The 15,438-nt window shown below is 75.3% G+C and carries 11 protein-coding genes; 2 read left to right on the forward strand and 9 right to left on the reverse strand.

Annotation, left to right across the window (positions count from 1 at the left end):
• Nucleotides 1-432 precede the first annotated feature (432 nt).
• Nucleotides 433-1,506, forward strand: a complete 1,074-nt coding sequence (locus tag G9H71_RS17510; RefSeq protein WP_166284086.1) for a helix-turn-helix domain-containing protein — start codon at nucleotides 433-435, stop codon at nucleotides 1,504-1,506.
• 88 nt (nucleotides 1,507-1,594) lie between these two features.
• Nucleotides 1,595-3,274 (forward strand): DNA repair helicase XPB, encoded by a 1,680-nt coding sequence (locus G9H71_RS17515; RefSeq protein WP_331273079.1) that lies wholly within the window; start codon nucleotides 1,595-1,597, stop codon nucleotides 3,272-3,274.
• Between the two features lie 40 nt (nucleotides 3,275-3,314).
• On the opposite strand, the gene G9H71_RS17520 is transcribed toward G9H71_RS17515, so the two are convergent.
• The 9 genes from G9H71_RS17520 to G9H71_RS25575 all read right to left on the reverse strand — a co-directional run.
• Nucleotides 3,315-7,058: a SpoIIE family protein phosphatase gene (locus G9H71_RS17520; RefSeq protein ID WP_166284087.1), complete on the reverse strand. Its 3,744-nt coding sequence runs from the start codon at nucleotides 7,056-7,058 to the stop codon at nucleotides 3,315-3,317.
• Between the two features lie 58 nt (nucleotides 7,059-7,116).
• Nucleotides 7,117-7,350: a hypothetical protein gene (locus G9H71_RS17525; RefSeq protein WP_166284088.1), complete on the reverse strand. Its 234-nt coding sequence runs from the start codon at nucleotides 7,348-7,350 to the stop codon at nucleotides 7,117-7,119.
• 217 nt (nucleotides 7,351-7,567) lie between these two features.
• Complete coding sequence (locus G9H71_RS17530; protein ID WP_166284089.1) at nucleotides 7,568-8,929, reverse strand: YcaO-like family protein; 1,362 nt, start codon at nucleotides 8,927-8,929, stop codon at nucleotides 7,568-7,570.
• A complete protein-coding gene (locus G9H71_RS17535; protein WP_166284090.1) occupies nucleotides 8,926-10,209 on the reverse strand; it encodes an iron-containing alcohol dehydrogenase in 1,284 nt (427 codons plus the stop codon). Before G9H71_RS17535 ends, G9H71_RS17530 begins: the two co-directional genes overlap by 4 nt.
• A complete protein-coding gene (gene mpaD / locus G9H71_RS17540; RefSeq protein ID WP_331273080.1) occupies nucleotides 10,206-11,516 on the reverse strand; it encodes a daptide-type RiPP biosynthesis aminotransferase in 1,311 nt (436 codons plus the stop codon). The genes G9H71_RS17535 and mpaD overlap by 4 nt, the downstream gene beginning before the upstream one ends.
• Entirely contained in the window at nucleotides 11,513-12,349 is an 837-nt protein-coding gene (gene mpaM / locus G9H71_RS17545) for a daptide-type RiPP biosynthesis methyltransferase (protein ID WP_166284091.1), read from the reverse strand. The genes mpaD and mpaM overlap by 4 nt, the downstream gene beginning before the upstream one ends.
• Before the next feature lies 1 nt (nucleotide 12,350).
• Complete coding sequence (mpaB, locus tag G9H71_RS17550) at nucleotides 12,351-13,394, reverse strand: daptide biosynthesis RiPP recognition protein (protein WP_166284092.1); 1,044 nt, start codon at nucleotides 13,392-13,394, stop codon at nucleotides 12,351-12,353.
• A 64-nt stretch (nucleotides 13,395-13,458) separates the two neighbouring features.
• Nucleotides 13,459-15,171, reverse strand: a complete 1,713-nt coding sequence (locus G9H71_RS17555; protein WP_166284093.1) for a M50 family metallopeptidase — start codon at nucleotides 15,169-15,171, stop codon at nucleotides 13,459-13,461.
• A gap of 165 nt (nucleotides 15,172-15,336) precedes the next feature.
• On the reverse strand, nucleotides 15,337-15,438 hold a 102-nt coding region (locus G9H71_RS25575; protein ID WP_407939775.1), incomplete at its 5' end, for a daptide-type RiPP.

Raw genomic sequence — 15,438 nt, forward strand, 5'->3', positions numbered from 1 at the left:
CGGTCGTGGAGGCGGTCGAGGTGGGCGTGACCGCGGACTCGGCGGCGGTGGCGGCGCCCGCCCCACCGATGACGACGACGCCGGAGACGAGCGGGAGAACAGCCAGACGAGCGAGCCGGGAGATGTTCACGGGAGCCTCCATCTGCGCAAGGGAAAAAGTCGGGAATCGTTCGCCTGCAGCGGGCTTTTCGGCCTCGCCTCGGCGACGTCCTCACCTTCGGCCCCGTCCGGCGGCCGCGTCCACGGGTTGGCGGTGGCACCTTGTTGCCTGACACCGAGTAGCCACACCGGCGCCGCTCGGCGACTCACCGGCGCGCGACAGCGGACGGACGAAAATGTCCGGAACGCGTTGCTCACGCGTCGAAGAGCTGCCTAGAGTGCGTGCGCGGGCACTGCCTGAAGCCGCCGAGCCCCCGCACGGAGAACAGCGCGATGACCGGTCCGGCAGTTCAGCCGCAGCCCGCGGCTGCGTACGACGGCAGCGCTCTCGACGAGAACGTGGCCCTGGTCTACCGGCACGTCGTGAGCCGGCCGGGCGCTTCCGTCGCGGTGCTCGCGCAGGCGTGCGGGCTGCCCGCCGAGGAGACCGAGGCGGCGCTCACGCGGCTGGCGGAGCTCTCGCTCGTGCGCACCGACGACGCGGGCGCGGGCTGGGCCGCCATGAGCCCCCGGACGGCCGCCGCCGCGACACTGGGCCCGATCGACGCGGAGATCCGCCGGCGCCAGAACGAGGCCGAGCGGCTGCGCGCGGACCTCGAGGCGCTGGAGCAGATCTACCGCGACGCGCTCCCGCAGCACCAGGGCGAGGAGGCCATCGAGCTGCTCGACCAGGCCGAGCGGGTGCGCCACGTGCTCACGGACGCGGCCGAGCAGTGCACGCTCGAGGTGCTCGGCGCCCACGCGGGCGGCCGGATCGAGCCGGAGATGGTGGCCGACGCGCTCGCGCGGGACGTGCAGCTGCTGCAGCGCGGCGTACGCATGCGCTCGCTGCTGCAGCACTCCGCGCGCGCCTGCCCGGTCACCCAGGCGTACGTCCGCGCGCTCACCGCGGCGGGCGGCGAGGTGCGCACGACCGAGATCGTCACCGGCCGGCTGGTCGCGTTCGACCGCAAGCTCGCCTTCATCTCGCGCAGCTCCAGCGGCGGCGGCGCGACGGTGCTGCGCCAGTCCGACGTCGTGGAGTACCTCTGCGACCTGTTCGAGCAGAACTGGCAGAACGCCGCGCCGTTCGGCGACGAGGGCATGACTCCGGACCTGCGCGACAGCATGCGCCGGACCCTGCTGGAGATGCTGGCGCGCGGCATGAAGGACGAGGCGATCGCGCGCACGCTGGGCATGTCGCTGCGCACCTGCCGGCGCCGGATCGCTGAGGTCATGGACGAGGTCGGCGCGCGCAGCAGGTTCGAGGCCGGGGTGAAGGCGGCGCAGCTGCGGCTGCTCGACGCCGGGCTCCCGCTCGACGAGACCGAGCCCGCCCTAGCGCTGACCGGCACCGAGGACGCCTGACCCGCTACGCGCCGGCCGGCGGGAAGACCGGTGGCTCCGGAGTGGTTCACACTGGGCTAGACCACCCGCCATCCTCCGGAGCTGCTGCGTGACCGACGGCCCGCTGATCGTCCAGTCCGACAAGACCCTGCTGCTCGAGGTCGACCATCCGTCGGCCGACGACGCCCGTCGCGAGATCGCGCCGTTCGCCGAGCTCGAGCGCGCGCCGGAGCACGTGCACACCTACCGGCTCACGCCGCTGGGGCTCTGGAACGCGCGGGCGGCCGGCCACGACGCCGAGCAGGTCGTCGACACGCTCCTGCGCTACAGCCGCTACTCCGTCCCGCACGCGCTGCTCGTCGACGTGGCGGAGACGATGGACCGCTACGGCCGGCTCCGCCTGGAGAAGCACCCCACGCACGGGCTCGTGCTGCACAGCAACGACCGCCCCGTGCTCGAGGAGGTGCTGCGCAGCAAGAAGATCGCCCCGCTGGTCGGCGCCCGGCTCGACGACGACAGCGTCGTCGTGCACCCCTCCGAGCGCGGCCACCTCAAGCAGGTGCTGCTCAAGCTCGGCTGGCCCGCCGAGGACCTCGCGGGCTACGTCGACGGCGAAGCGCACCCGATCGAGCTGCTGGAGGACGGCTGGACGCTGCGCCCCTACCAGCGCGAGGCCGTCGAGGGATTCTGGCATGGTGGTTCAGGAGTCGTAGTTCTGCCGTGTGGTGCCGGCAAGACCCTCGTCGGCGCGGCCGCGATGGCGCAGGCCAAGGCCACGACGCTGATCCTCGTCACCAACACCGTGTCCGCCCGGCAGTGGCGCAACGAGCTGCTCAAGCGCACGAGCCTCACGGAGGACGAGATCGGGGAGTACAGCGGCTCCAAGAAGGAGGTCCGCCCCGTCACGATCGCGACCTACCAGGTGCTGACGCTCAAGCGGAAGGGGATGTACCCCCATCTCGAGCTGCTCGACGCCCGCGACTGGGGCCTGGTCGTCTACGACGAGGTCCACCTGCTCCCCGCGCCGGTCTTCCGCTTCACCGCCGACATCCAGGCGCGCCGCCGCGTCGGCCTCACCGCGACGCTGGTGCGCGAGGACGGCCGTGAGGGCGACGTGTTCTCGCTCATCGGCCCGAAGCGCTACGACGCGCCATGGAAGGACATCGAGGCGCAGGGCTACATCGCGCCCGCGGACTGCGTCGAGGTGCGCGTCACCCTGACCGAGTCCGAGCGGCTGGCGTACGCGACGGCCGAGCCGGACGAGCGCTACCGGCTCTGCTCCACGACGGCGTCGAAGTCCCGGGTCGTCAAGAGCATCGCCGACCAGCACCAGGGCGAGCGGCTGCTCGTGATCGGCCAGTACATCGACCAGCTCGACGACCTCGGCGAACGGCTCGACGCCCCGGTCATCAAGGGCGAGACGACGGTCAAGGAGCGCGAGCGGCTCTTCGACGCGTTCCGCACCGGCGAGATCACCCGGCTCGTGGTCAGCAAGGTCGCGAACTTCTCCATCGACCTGCCCGAGGCGGCCGTCGCCGTCCAGGTGTCCGGCACCTTCGGCTCCCGCCAGGAGGAGGCCCAGCGGCTCGGGCGCGTGCTGCGCCCGAAGTCCGACGGCCGCGCAGCGCGGTTCTACTCCGTCGTCGCGCGCGACACCCTTGACCAGGACTACGCCGCCCACCGGCAGCGCTTCCTGGCCGAGCAGGGCTACGCCTACCGCATCGTCGACGCCGACGACATCCTGTCCGGGCACGACCCGGCCGGGCCGGGGGCGCCCGAGGCGGGGTGACGCCCTTGCGCAGCAAGCCTCCGCGGTTGGGCGACGCGCCTCACCCCACCGGGACGACGCACCACACGGCCTTGCCGGAGCCGGTAGGGCGGGTGCCCCACCGCTCGGCGAGCAGTGAGACGAGCTGCAGCCCGCGGCCGTGCTCGTCGTCCTCGGTGGGGCGCATCCGCCGCGGGTAGTAGGTCGCCGAGTCGATCACCTCGAGCACGACCGAGTCGCCGGCGTGCCGGATGCGCAGCTCGACGGGCGGCCGCCCGTGCACGATCGCGTTGGTCACCAGCTCGCTGACGAGCAGGATCACGTCGTCCTGCCGGTCGCCCGGCACGTCCCAGCCGGTGAGCGTCGCGGCGACGAAGTGGCGCGCGTCGACCACCGCGCTGCCCTGCGAGGGCACGTGCATGCTCGCGACGCGAGCCGCGGCCGGGCCCTGCACGCGCGCGAGCAGGATCGCGATGTCGTCGTCCGGGCCGTGCGGCAGCATCGCCGAGACGAGCGCCTCGGGCACGCCGTCGGCCAGCAGCGTCACCCGCTCGAGCTCTGCGACGAGGGCGTCGATGCCCGCGTCGATGTCGGAGTCGCGCCGCTCCACGAGCCCGTCGGTGTAGAGCAGCAGGCCGGTGCCGGGCGGCAGCTCGACCCGGTGCTCGCGCAGCCCCGGGCGGCCGGCGCCCAGCGGCGGGCCGGACACCCCGTCGAGCCGCTGGACATCCCCGCCGGGCAGCGCCAGCAGCGGCGGCAGGTGCCCCGCGTTGGCGTAGGTGAGCGCCTGCTCGCCCGGGTCGTAGACCGCGTAGACGCAGGTGACGATCTGGTCGTCGCCGAGGTCACGCACGACGCCGTCGAGCAGCTCGAGCAGGTCCGCCGGCGGCAGGTCGAGCCGGGCGTACGCCCGCACGGCCGCGCTCAGCTGGCCCATGACCGCCGCCGCCCGGACGCCGCGGCCCATGACGTCGCCGAGGACGAGCGCCGTGCGGCCCGCGCCGAGCTCGATCACGTCGTACCAGTCGCCGCCGACCTGGGTGCCCTCGACGCCCGCGCGGTAGAACGTGGCGACCTGCAGGTGGTCGGGGGCGAACGAGCGGGCGGGGAGCAGGCTGCGCTGCAGCTCGTCGGCGATGGAGTGCTCGCGGGCAGCGGCCTCCTGGGCGGCCGCCGCGGCGGCGAGGGCGCGCTCGGCCTCGCGCTGCTCGGTGACGTCCTGGTTGCTGCCGTAGAGCCGGAGCGGGTTGCCGTCGGCGTCGCGCTCGAGGGCGCCGATGGTGCGGAAGGTCCGGACCGAGCCGTCGATGCCGATCACATCGACCTCGTAGTCCATCGGGGCGCCCTGCGCGGCCGCGTCGATGGCGGCGCGGACCCGCTCCTCGTCCTCCGGGCGCAGGCTGGGAAGGTGCGGTGCCTGCCCGGTGAGCAGCTCCGCGGCCGTCATCCCCATCTGGCGCCGGAACTCCGGCGACCCGACCACCGCCCCAGAGGCGAGGTCGAGCTCCCAGCTGCCGACGCGGGCCAGCCGCTGGGCCTGGTCCAGCAGCTCCTGCTGGCGCTGCAGCTGCGCGCGGTTGCGGCGTACGCGGTCCAGCTCGAGGGCGGCACGCACCCGGGCGCGGAGCTCGATCGCCGAGAACGGCTTGACGAGGTAGTCGTCCGCGCCCGCGTCCAGCCCCTCGACCGTCGCTTCCTCCCCCGCCCGGGCCGACAGCATGACGACCGGGGTGGTGGCCGTGCGGGCGTCCCGGCGCAGCTCGGCGAGCAGCTCGAACCCGTCGAGCTTGGGCATCATCACGTCGGTGAGGACCAGGTCGGGCGGGTCCTCGAGCGCGGCGGCCAGCCCGGCCTCGCCATCGCCCGCGGTCCGGACGTCGTAGTCCCCCTGCAGCAGGCCGGCCACGTAGTCGCGCATGTCCGCGTTGTCGTCCACCACGAGGACGCGTGGCCGGTCGGCGGCCGCTGCCCGGCGCGTCGTGGCGGCGTCCGCCGACACGTTCCAGCGCGCCGCCTCGGCGACGAAGGCCTGCACGCGCTGGCCCGCGAGCGAGTCCGGCGTGGGCACGGTGGCGAGCTGGTCGGCAGGCAGGTGCTCCGCGCCGGCCGGCAGCGTCACGCTGAAGGTGCTGCCCTCGCCCGGCACGCTCGCGACGTCGACGGTGCCGCCGTGCAGGGCGGAGAGCTCGGCGACGAGGGCAAGCCCGATCCCTGAACCCTCGTGCGTACGTGACTCGACCCCCGCCACGCGGGTGAACCGGTCGAAGAGCCCTTCGCGGTCCTTGTCCGCGATGCCGATGCCGGTGTCGCTGACGTCGAGGCGGACTCCCCCGTCGACCGGCTGCAGGCGCACCGTGATGCCGCCCGAGGGCGTGAACTTCAGCGCGTTCGAGAGCAGGTTGAGCACGATCTTCGCCCACAGGTCCCGGTCGACCCAGTAGCGCTCGGTCAGCGGCGCGCAGTCGACGACGAGGGTCAGCCCGGCCCGCTCGACGGCCTCGCTGAAGGCGCGGGCCAGCTCGGCCGTCTCCGCGGCGAGGTCGACCTGCTCGAAGAGGCCGGGCCTGCTGCCGGCCTCGAGCCGGCTGAAGTCGAGCAGGTCGTTGACGAGCTTGAGCAGGCGTTGGCCGTTGCGCACCACGACCTCGACGCGCTCGCGCTGGCCCGGGGGCAACGGCCGCTCGGCGTCGCGCAGGGCGTCCTCGGCGGGGCCGAGCAGCAGGGTGAGCGGGGTGCGGAACTCGTGGCTGACGTTGGTGAAGAACGCGGTCTTCGCCCGGTCCAGCTCGGCCAGCCGCTCCGCGCGCAGCCGCTCGGACTCGTACGCGCGGGCGGTCGCGATGCCGGCGGCCACCTGGCCCGCCACCAGCTCCACGAAGGCGCGGTAGGCGTCGTCGAACGGGCGGTAGGGGTTGAGGGCGGCGACGAGGAAGCCGGACGGCGCGGCCTCGGACTGCTGGCCGAAGGGCACGACGTATGCCGAGACGGGCGGGTCGTCCCACGCGCCGCGCGGCACCTCATCGAAGCGCTCGGCCAGCCCCTCGACGAGCACTGCCCGCCCGTCGGCCTGCTGCTTGACCGGCCAGGGGGCGTCGCCGTCGTCGACGACCGTCTCCGGGGCGACGGCTGCCCCCGGGCCGACGCCGCTCGCCGCGAGCAGCCGGGCGACGTCCCCGCCCTCCTCCAGCCCGTAGACGAGGGTGAAGGGCAGCGACTGCTGGTCCTCCCCCAGCCGGAGGGCCGCGGCGGCGGCCACCTCCCGCTCCGTCCGTGCCGACGCCAGCGCTGCACCGAGGCCGCTCAGCGTCTGCAGGTGCCGTTCGCCGATGACCCGGTCGGTGTCCTCGCTGACGACGCAGAGCATGCCCTCGATGTCGCCGCCGTCGCCGCGCAGCGGGCTGTAGGAGAACGTGTGGTAGGTCTCCTCGCGGTAGCCGCTGCGCTGCAGGAAGAGCAGCAGGCCGGCGTCCCAGGTGGCCGTGCCCGTGGACATCACGCTGTCGATGCGCGGGCCGATGTCGCCCCAGATCTCGGCCCAGACCTCAGGCGCCGGCCGGCCGAGCGCCCAGGGGTACTTCTTGCCGAGGGTGTCCCGGCGGTAGGCGTCGTTGCAGAAGAAGGTCAGCTCCGGGCCCCAGGCCATCCACATGGAGAACCGCGAGGACAGAAGCAGCTGCACGACCGCGCGCAGCGACCGGCTCCACTGCTCGGGAGGGCCGAGCGGCGTACGCTCCCAGTCCACCCGGGCGAGGTCCGCGCCCACGGTGCCGCCGGCGCTGAAGACGTCGGGGGCGCTGCTGCTCATCCTTGAACGGTAGGGCACCCGCCGCAGCAGCGCGTCCCGGCACCCGGGACGGCGCCGCTCACGCGCGCGCCCGCGCCGTCCGCCCCGGCGGGCACGACGGCGCGACCACCAGCGGCACGCTCAGCCCGTGCAGGCAGTAGACGGCCGGCGGCGTGGCCGGCGGCAGCTTGATCGGCGCGATCCGGATCGTCACCGCCCCTGCGGGCGACGCCCCGAGGGGGCCGGACATCAACGCGACGGTGACGCCGAGGCCGAGCGCGGACAGGGCCCGGGCCGTGCGGGACGTGGTCATGGGAGCTCCTCGGAACGGGATGGTGGAGTGAGGGGCCGTGGGGACCGGGCCATGGCCTCGTCGGTGCCGTGGGCCGGCGGTCCGGAACGGCCCGCCGGATGAGCGGAGTAATGGGTACGCGAACGGTCAACCGCGGCAGTGCTGCCGCGGTTGACCGTCGCAGCCTCCTCGCCAGAAGAGGTCAGAAGTGGCCGGCAGCGGCCAGAGGGCGAGGAGCTCAGACCAGCGGCTGCGGCGGCAGCTCGCCGAGGACGGCCGGCACCGGTACGCCCCAGGCCCGGGCCCGGTCCTCGAGCCGTGGCCGCACCCACGACCAGGCCGGCCGCTCGTCCATGCGCAGCGGCTGGGCGCCGAGCACGAGGGCGTGCACCGCGTTCCAGCCGAGGCTCCGGACCGGTGCGGGCAGCCGGGGGGTCAGGTCGCAGACCAGCGGGCGCAGGCCCTGCGCCCGCAGGGCGTTCACGAGGTGCTCGACCCGGCCCGGCACGTCGTCAGGGGCCACGGCGCGGAGGTCGAGGTCGGCCGCGGCTCCGAGGTCGGCCGCGGTTCCGAGGTCGGCCGCGACGGCCGGGCGGCAGCGGTCGAGCCAGGCGCGGGCCGCGTCGACCGCCGCGGAGGTCGTGCAGAAGCGGGCGCGGTCGCTGTCGTTCTCGACCGTCGCGCCGGGCGGGAGCGCCGGATGGCGGTCGACGACCCCGCGCAGCAGGGTGAGGACCTGCAGCGCCTCACGCGCCGAGCCCTGCACCGCCTCCACCGTCGACCACGCGGACTTCGCCCCTGACGCGAGCACCGGGCGCGGGCCGGTGGAGTCGACCAGCATCGTGAGGGCGATCGAGAGCCCACTGATCCCCGAAGGCAGGATCACCGAAGCGATCTGCACCTCCAGTCCGTCCAGCGCGCGTTCGAGCTGCCGAGCCGCGCCGCCGTCCCCGCGCCGGGCGCCGTCGGGCAGGTCGAGGGGGTGGACGACGGGGAGCGGGGGGCGCAACGCCCAGGCGCACTGCGCGGCGTCCCGCTCCACGACCTCGAGCAGCCCGCGCTCGGTGGCGAAGGCGAGGTCCGGGCCGGCGGCGGCGCCGGTCGGCCCGGGGTCGACGTAGCGGCGCTCAGGCCCGCGTACGGGGTCGTCGACGGCCGCTGCCGGAAGCAGCACGGGCATCACGGGGACCGGCAGGCCCGCCATCTCGACGCCCTGCCCGTCCCCACCGGCCAGCAGCTCCACCGCCGGCAGGCAGTCCAGGTCGACGGCGTCGAGGCGCGGGTCGGAGCGGCCGACCTCCGGCGTGCCGAGCAGCACCCGGCCCGGCGCCCCGGCGGGCACCCGGGCCCGCCCCGCCTCGGACGGCGGCGGCACCAGCGCGAGCCGCTCGACTGCCTCGCCGGCGCCACGCATCAGCGCGTCGGCCCGGGTCCAGCCGCAGGCTCCCACCAGGTGCAGGTTGGGGCCGTCGCCCGCCGCCTCGGTCCGCGACTCCTCGAGCCCGACGTCGACGGCGACGGTCCAGAGCCCCAGCTCGTCGGGCGGCACGAGGTGCGCGGAGCGGGCGAGCCCGGCGGCGCTGTCGAGGGTCGCGGTCATGTCGAGCACGAGAGCTCCCGGAGGTCGAGGGCGGACGGGCCGTTCGCGGAAGCGGCCAGGGCTTCCTCGACGAGCGCGGCCACGGCGTACGTGTCGAGGCCGGCGAGCATCGGGAGCCCGCCACCCCAGCGCCGCGCGCATCGGTCGGCGACCGCGTCCCCGACGTGCGTGCCCCAGACGGGCGCGAGCGTCGGAACCAGGCGCGAGACCATTTCCTGCAGCCCGTCGACCGGCTCCGCCGGCAGGGGCGGGTGCACGGACGGGGCGTCGGCGAGCGTGGTGGCGAACGGCTCCCAGGCCCGGCGCAGCCGCGCCGCACTGCCCCACCTGCCGTCCCCGCCGACGACAGCACGCGCCCAGACGGGCAGCAGCGCCGCGGTGGCCCGGACCTTGCTGACACCGAGCTCGGCGGCGAGCTCGGTCGCGACGTACCAGACCGGGGACGCGAAGGGGCTGCGCCCGAGGTGCCCCCAGCCGAGGTGGCTGTGCGCCCCGACGGTGGCCAGCCCGAGCCGCGCGACGCGCCCGACCTCCGCCCCGACCGCGAGGGCGTCGGCGACCTGCGCCAGCGGGCGCGCGAGCGCCCGCAGGTCGGCGAGCACGTGCTCGTCCGCGTGGTGCACTGGGGCGCCCGTGTCGCTGCCCGGCCCCGCGAACGGGACGAGCAGCCGGGCCAGAACTTCGATTCCTGCTTCGCCGCACAGGGATGCCGGAAGGCCGTCGGTGGCGGCCGGGTCGACCACGGCCTCGTCGCCGCGCAGCGCGGCGCCCACGACGAGGACCTTGCCGTCTCCGCGCTCGCAGCAGGCCGACGTGCTCACCTCGGCACCGGTGCCGAGCGTGGTGGGCACGAGCACTCGCCCCGCAGTGGGGCGCGCGGCCGGCAGCGCGACGAGGCCGCAGCGGCTGCGCCAGGCCGGGCCGTCGAGCAGCGCGGGCGGCAGCGTCCCCAGCACCGCGAGGTCGAGGGTCGACCCGCCACCCACGGCCACGACCCGGCCGACCTCGGACTCCTGCCAGCGGGCGGCGGTGTCGCGTACGGCCTCGACGGTCGTCGCGCCGGCCTGGTGCACGTGCTCGTCCACCGGGTGCTCGGCCCGCATGAGCTCGCGGCGGACCCGGGCGACCAGCGCCTCGCCGGCCGTGGTCGCCGCCATGCCCGCGTCGACCAGCAGGACGGTGCGCGGTACCGGCGGGAGCGCCCGCACGCACTGCTCGACCGCCCGGTCGCCGCTCCACCAGCGGGTGGAGGCCGCCCACTGGACGGGCTGCGCGCTCACCGCACACCCACCAGGCCGGCCCGCGGCTGCGGCAGCGAGCCGGTGGCGAAGGACATGCTCTGCGCGTCGGCCAGCCCGGCCGCGAGGCAGCCGAGCAGCTCGTCGACCTCAGCGTCGGAGTAGGTCAGGGCAGGGAGCAGCTGGATGCCGCCGAGCCCGTTGTGGACGATCGCCCCGGCGCGGCGGGTGGCGGCGACGAGGGCCGCGGTGGCCGCCCCGTCGAGCGGGAGCCCGTCCTGGCCGGTCACGACGACGCCGCGGAAGAGGCCGCGGCCGGTCAGCCGCAGCCGGCCGCCGGACGCCTCGGCCATCGACCGGAGGCCCGCGTCGAGGTGGGCGGCCAGCGCCTCGGCCCGCCCTCCGCCCACGACCTCGCGCGCCACCGCGAGGGTCGCGAGGATGGCCGCGGCGGTGGGCGGCGTCCCGGCCTGCGTCTCGCCGTGCAGGAACACCGCGTCCGCGGCGTCGAACTCGCGGACGACACGCTCGCCGACGACGATCGCCGACGCGGCGCAGGTGCCGTTGGTCAGCCCCTTCGACAGCACGACGAGGTCCGGCTGGCGGGCCCAGGCAGCGCTCGCGCGGAACGGCCCGGTGCGGTGGAAGCCGGTCGCGACCTCGTCGGCCACGAGCACGAAGCCGTGCTCGTCGGCCAGCCGGCCCGCTTCGGCGAGGAACTCGGCGGGCACCTCGATCGCACCGGTGCCGAGCACGGGCTCGAGCACCAGGGCGGCGATGCGGTCGCCCTCGCGGTCGCAGAGCGCGCGCAGCTCGGCGGCATCGTGCGGCGACACGTGGCGGACGAGCTTGCGGTCGACGCCGTAGAGCTCCTGGCCGAGGTCCTCCCCCGTCAGCGCCGAGCTGCCGTAGGTCAGGCCGTGGTAGCTGCCGCGCAGCCCGACGACCAGCTTGCGGCCGCGGTCGCCGCGCAGCACCGCGTACTGCCGGACGAGCTTCATGACGGTGTCGTTGGCCGCGCTGCCGGAGGTGGAGAAGAGCACGCGGGCGAACGTGTCCCGGCCGCACGCGTCGAGCAGGGCGGCGGCGGCACGGTTGGCGTAGTCGTGGCCGTAGCGGAAGAGCGAGAGGTAGGACGCGTCGAGCAGCGCCGCGTGCACGGCCTGCGCGATGTCGGGGTTGCCGTAGCCGAAGTTGACGTTCCACAGCCCGCTCGTGCCGCAGAGCAGCGTCCGTCCGTCGGCCATCGTCACCCGCACCCCGGAGGCGCGGACGGCCGTGCGCGAGGGGTCGCCGTAGGCGCTCGGCGGGACCAGGAACTCCCACAGCGGGCGGTCGGTGGTGGTCACTTGGTCTCTCCCTCGTCGTCGCGGTGGCAGGTGAACAGGACGGTCTCGCGGCCGTCGGGGGCGGTGTGGATGGACTGGCGAGCCGTCACGGCCAGGCCGGCGGCGGCGAGGTCGGCGGTGACACTGGCCTCGTCGACCATGCGCGGGGCGGACAGGAAGAGCTCGGGAGGCGCCGGCGGCTCGAGGTGCTGGACCAGGACCGAGACGGACCGGGCTCCCTCGTCGGGGCGCAGCTCCTCGATGAGCGTGGCGAGCGCCGTGCCACCGGACGGGGAGGCCAGCGCGACGACGTCGACCGTCTCGGCCCGCCGGCCTGCGGGGAAGCAGAGCGAGGAGACGAGGAAGCGCCCGCCAGGGGCTAGGTGGGCGCGCACGCCGCGGAAGGTGGCGCGCCGAGCCTCGTCGTCGAGCAGGCTGACCGTGGTCGTGCCGAGCAGCACGATGTCGAAGCGGCGTTCGCCAAAGTCCAGTGCTGCCATGTCACCGAGAGCCGGCTCGAGCCGGTCGTGCAGGCGACCGGGGAGACGAGCCGCGCGCTGGGCGAGCTCCGCGAGCATCGCCGCCGCGTTGTCCAGCGCGACGACGCGGTGGCCGCGGGCGAGGAACGGCATCGTCAGGCGGCCGCTCCCGGCTCCGAGGTCGAGCACGTCGCCGCGCAGGCCGCGGGCGGCCGCGAGCAGCTCCGGCACCTCGGCGGTGTCGTTCTCCACCATCCGGTCGTAGACCCAGGCCCCGCCGTCGTAGAGGTCGGAGACCCGCAGCGTGTCGCCCAGGGCCTCCGCGAGCCGGCGGGCGGTGCCGCCGAGCGCGGGGGCGGTCAGGGTGGCGGCCATCTCAGGCCACCGTCGCGTACGTGACGCGGACGCCGCGGGCCGCGAAGAGCTCGATGGCGCCGGTGAGCAGCGCGCGGGCCTGCTGGGCCGGGATGCCGCGGCCCACGAGGCGGTCTACGGCCGCCTGCTCGTCCCCCGCGTCCAGGGCGGCCTCGAGGACCTCGGCGAGCTCGCGCCCGAGGCCGAACGCCTTGCGCTGCTGCCCGTCGAAGAGGACGTAGCGCGCGCCGCCCTCGAGCAGCAGGAGGTCGGGACGGACCTGCGGCGCCGCTCCGTCGAGGAGCTGGTGCCCGAACCCGGAGACCCGCCACTCCGCGGTGCCGCTGGAGGCCAGCAGGCGCACCCCGTCGAGGGCCGCGACGTAGCCGGCGAGCGTCCTGCGGTCCAGGGCGGACAGGCCGTCGACGACCTCCTCGGGCAGCCGGGCGCGCAGCGGGTCCGCGGCGGCCGCGGCACGCAGCGCGTCTGCACTGTCGCCGACCGAGCCGATGGGCGCCGCGAACGGCGAGCACCGGACGGCGCCGTCGCGGTCCACGTGGAGCCAGTCCAGCCCCGCCGGGGCGCCGGAGAAGGCCCCTCGGTCGCCCAGCTCGACGGCCCGGTGCACGAGGGCGGCGGGGAGGTCCCCGGTCCGCCGCGCGTCCTCCACGTCCGCGGCGAGCGCCTCGACGTCGTCGGCGTTGGTGAGCCGCACCGCCGTCGGGCCGACGACCGGCAGGTAGCGGAGGGCGGCGTAGTCGGTGGTCAGCAGGAAGAAGTCGCGGCCGATCCCGAGCTCGTCGCCGGCCTCGGCGGCGCCGCCGCTGCAGGAGACCCAGAGGCCGGGAGCGTGCTCCGGCAGTGCGGTCTTGCGGGTGACGAGGACGTACGAGTCCTCCCCCACGATCCCGGTGTCCGCGGCGCTCAGCCACTCCACCGCGTCGGGGGTCTCGACCACGGCCATGGCCGTGCGGCCGGGCGTTCCGGGGGCGACGTCCCCGCGCGCCCAGGCGGTGAGCCGACCGACGATCTGCTGCAGCGACGTGCGCTCGACGATGTTGTCCACGGGGTGCTCCTGATGATGAGTTCTGGCGAGGAATTCAGGGATGCAATGTTCAGGAATCGGGAGTTCAGGGAAGCTGGGCGATGGCCGGGTCGAGGATCCGGGCCTGGGCCCAGTCGGCGAGCGAGACGCTCTCGGGCTCGGCGCTAACCCGGCCGTCGGCGGCGCTCACGTCGCCGGTCGTGCAGAGCGGCACGACCCGGCGCTCGATGCTGAGGTGCACGCCTCCGGAGACCGGGGAGCCGGCCTCGACGGGGACCTGCGCGGACTCGGCCGGGCCGCAGACGGTGCCGGTCGCGACCACCGGCGAGGTGACGATGCCCGCCCGGTGCAGCTGCACGGAGGCGCCGTCGGCGAAGGCGTCCTCGCCCGTCGCGGGCAGGACGGCGACCGCGCGGCCGTCGACGACGGCGTAGACGGTCGAGGTCTGCAGCGGGACGCGGGCCCACATCAGGGCGGCGACCGCGACCGCGGCGAGCCCGGCCCAGCCGGCGGCGCGGCGGGCGATGCCGGCGCCGGTCGAGGCGGCGCGCCGGTCCCGCAGGCTCAGCCGGCGGAGCACCTCGGCGGCGACGACCACGGCCACGAGCAGGACGAGCCCCCCGCCGAGCGGGCCGAGCACGGCGAGCACGCTGGGGGCGTACGACAGCAGGGCGACGAGGAGGAGCAGCGGGCCGGTGACGGCGCAGGCGAGCCCGAAGGCCAGCCGGCGAGCGGTGGTCGTGGTCTCGCGACGGCCGCCGAAGACGACGCGGGCGACGATGTCGTTGAGCTCGCCGATGCACTTGGCCCGCAGGTTCGGGGCGTCGAGGCCGCCGATGAGGGCGATGTAGCCGTCGAACTTGACGAACGGGCAGAGGTTGACGAAGGCCATGGTGAGGTTGCCGGCGGCGGCCATCGCGGCGACCTGACGGAGGCCGCCCGGGCCGGCGGTGGCGACCACCGTGCCGGCGACGCCGGCGACGAACAGGTGCACCCGGGCGCCGGCCAGCGCGACGAGCACGCGGCGGCGGGGTGGCAGCCGCCAGGCCTCGCTCACGTCGCAGAACATCGCGGGGCTGCCGTACATCAGCATGAAGCCCAGGCGGGGTACGCGGCGGCCGGCGTGCGTGAGGGAGCCGGCGTGCGCCAGCTCGTGCGCCATGGTCGCGCCGATGACGAGCGCGAGGGCCGCGCCGACGACGGGCAGGGTGGCGGGGCGGCCGAGCTCGGCGCCCAGAGCCGGCAGGCTCAGCAGGAGGGCCAGGACGCCCGCGAGGCTCACCAGCGCGACGAGCACCTGCGCGGCAGGCGTCGAGAGCAGGCGTACGACGGGGGCCAGCCGGTCGAGCAGCCGGCGCGGGTCCATGAGCGTCAGCTCGACCACGCCCGGCGGGCGGTAGCGCCAGCGCTTGGGCTTGCCGCCGACATGGGTGGCGGAGGCGGTCGTGCGCCGCTCCTGGGCGGGCACGGCGTGCGGCTCCGCGGGCGTGTCGAGCAGGCCCATCTGGGCGAAGCGGCCCACGGCCTGGGCGACGACGGCCGGGTCGAGCCCGAGCTCCTCGGCGATCGCCGGGACGTCGTGGGCCCCGTCGAGCAGGACGAGCAGCTTGCCGGCGAAGGCGTTGACCCGCCACTGCCGGCCGGTCGTCACGTCCGCGACGATCCAGCGCTCGCCATCGCTGTCGGGGTGCATCTCGAGCCCCACGCGGACGGCGGGAGCGGGGGTGGTGGTCGGAGCGGCAGGACCGAGGCTTGCCAACCCCTGGTCCTGGGGAAGTACCCTGGTGGTTGCGGTCACGGTCCTGTCCTTCACGGGAGCTGGGGTCTGCTGCTGAGTTGAGCGCGCGGTGCGCTCTGGCGAGATTCGGGCCCGCCAGAGCGCACGACGCGTCAGCTGGTCGGAGGGCGGTGCCCTCCGGGTGCCCGGGGAAGCCCCGGGGCTGTGGAGGCCGGAGCCTCCGGATCACGTGAGGGCGATGCCCCCGACGACGGCGCCGGCGAAGACGGAGCCGACCGCGAAGCCCTCCCAGAAGCCCGGCGCCTCGAGCGACTCGAGCTCCTCGAC

This window comes from Motilibacter deserti, assembly GCF_011250635.1.
Lineage (GTDB): Bacteria > Actinomycetota > Actinomycetes > Motilibacterales > Motilibacteraceae > Motilibacter_A > Motilibacter_A deserti.

Excerpts from the sequence above, each read along its gene's own strand:
- G9H71_RS17510 (WP_166284086.1), top strand. The coding sequence starts at position 433 with ATGACCGGTCCGGCAGTTCAGCCGCAGCCCGCGGCTGCGTACGACGGC.
- G9H71_RS17520 (WP_166284087.1), bottom strand. The coding sequence starts at position 7,058 with ATGAGCAGCAGCGCCCCCGACGTCTTCAGCGCCGGCGGCACCGTGGGC.
- G9H71_RS17525 (WP_166284088.1), bottom strand. The coding sequence starts at position 7,350 with ATGACCACGTCCCGCACGGCCCGGGCCCTGTCCGCGCTCGGCCTCGGC.
- G9H71_RS17530 (WP_166284089.1), bottom strand. The coding sequence starts at position 8,929 with ATGACCGCGACCCTCGACAGCGCCGCCGGGCTCGCCCGCTCCGCGCAC.
- mpaM (WP_166284091.1), bottom strand. The coding sequence starts at position 12,349 with ATGGCCGCCACCCTGACCGCCCCCGCGCTCGGCGGCACCGCCCGCCGG.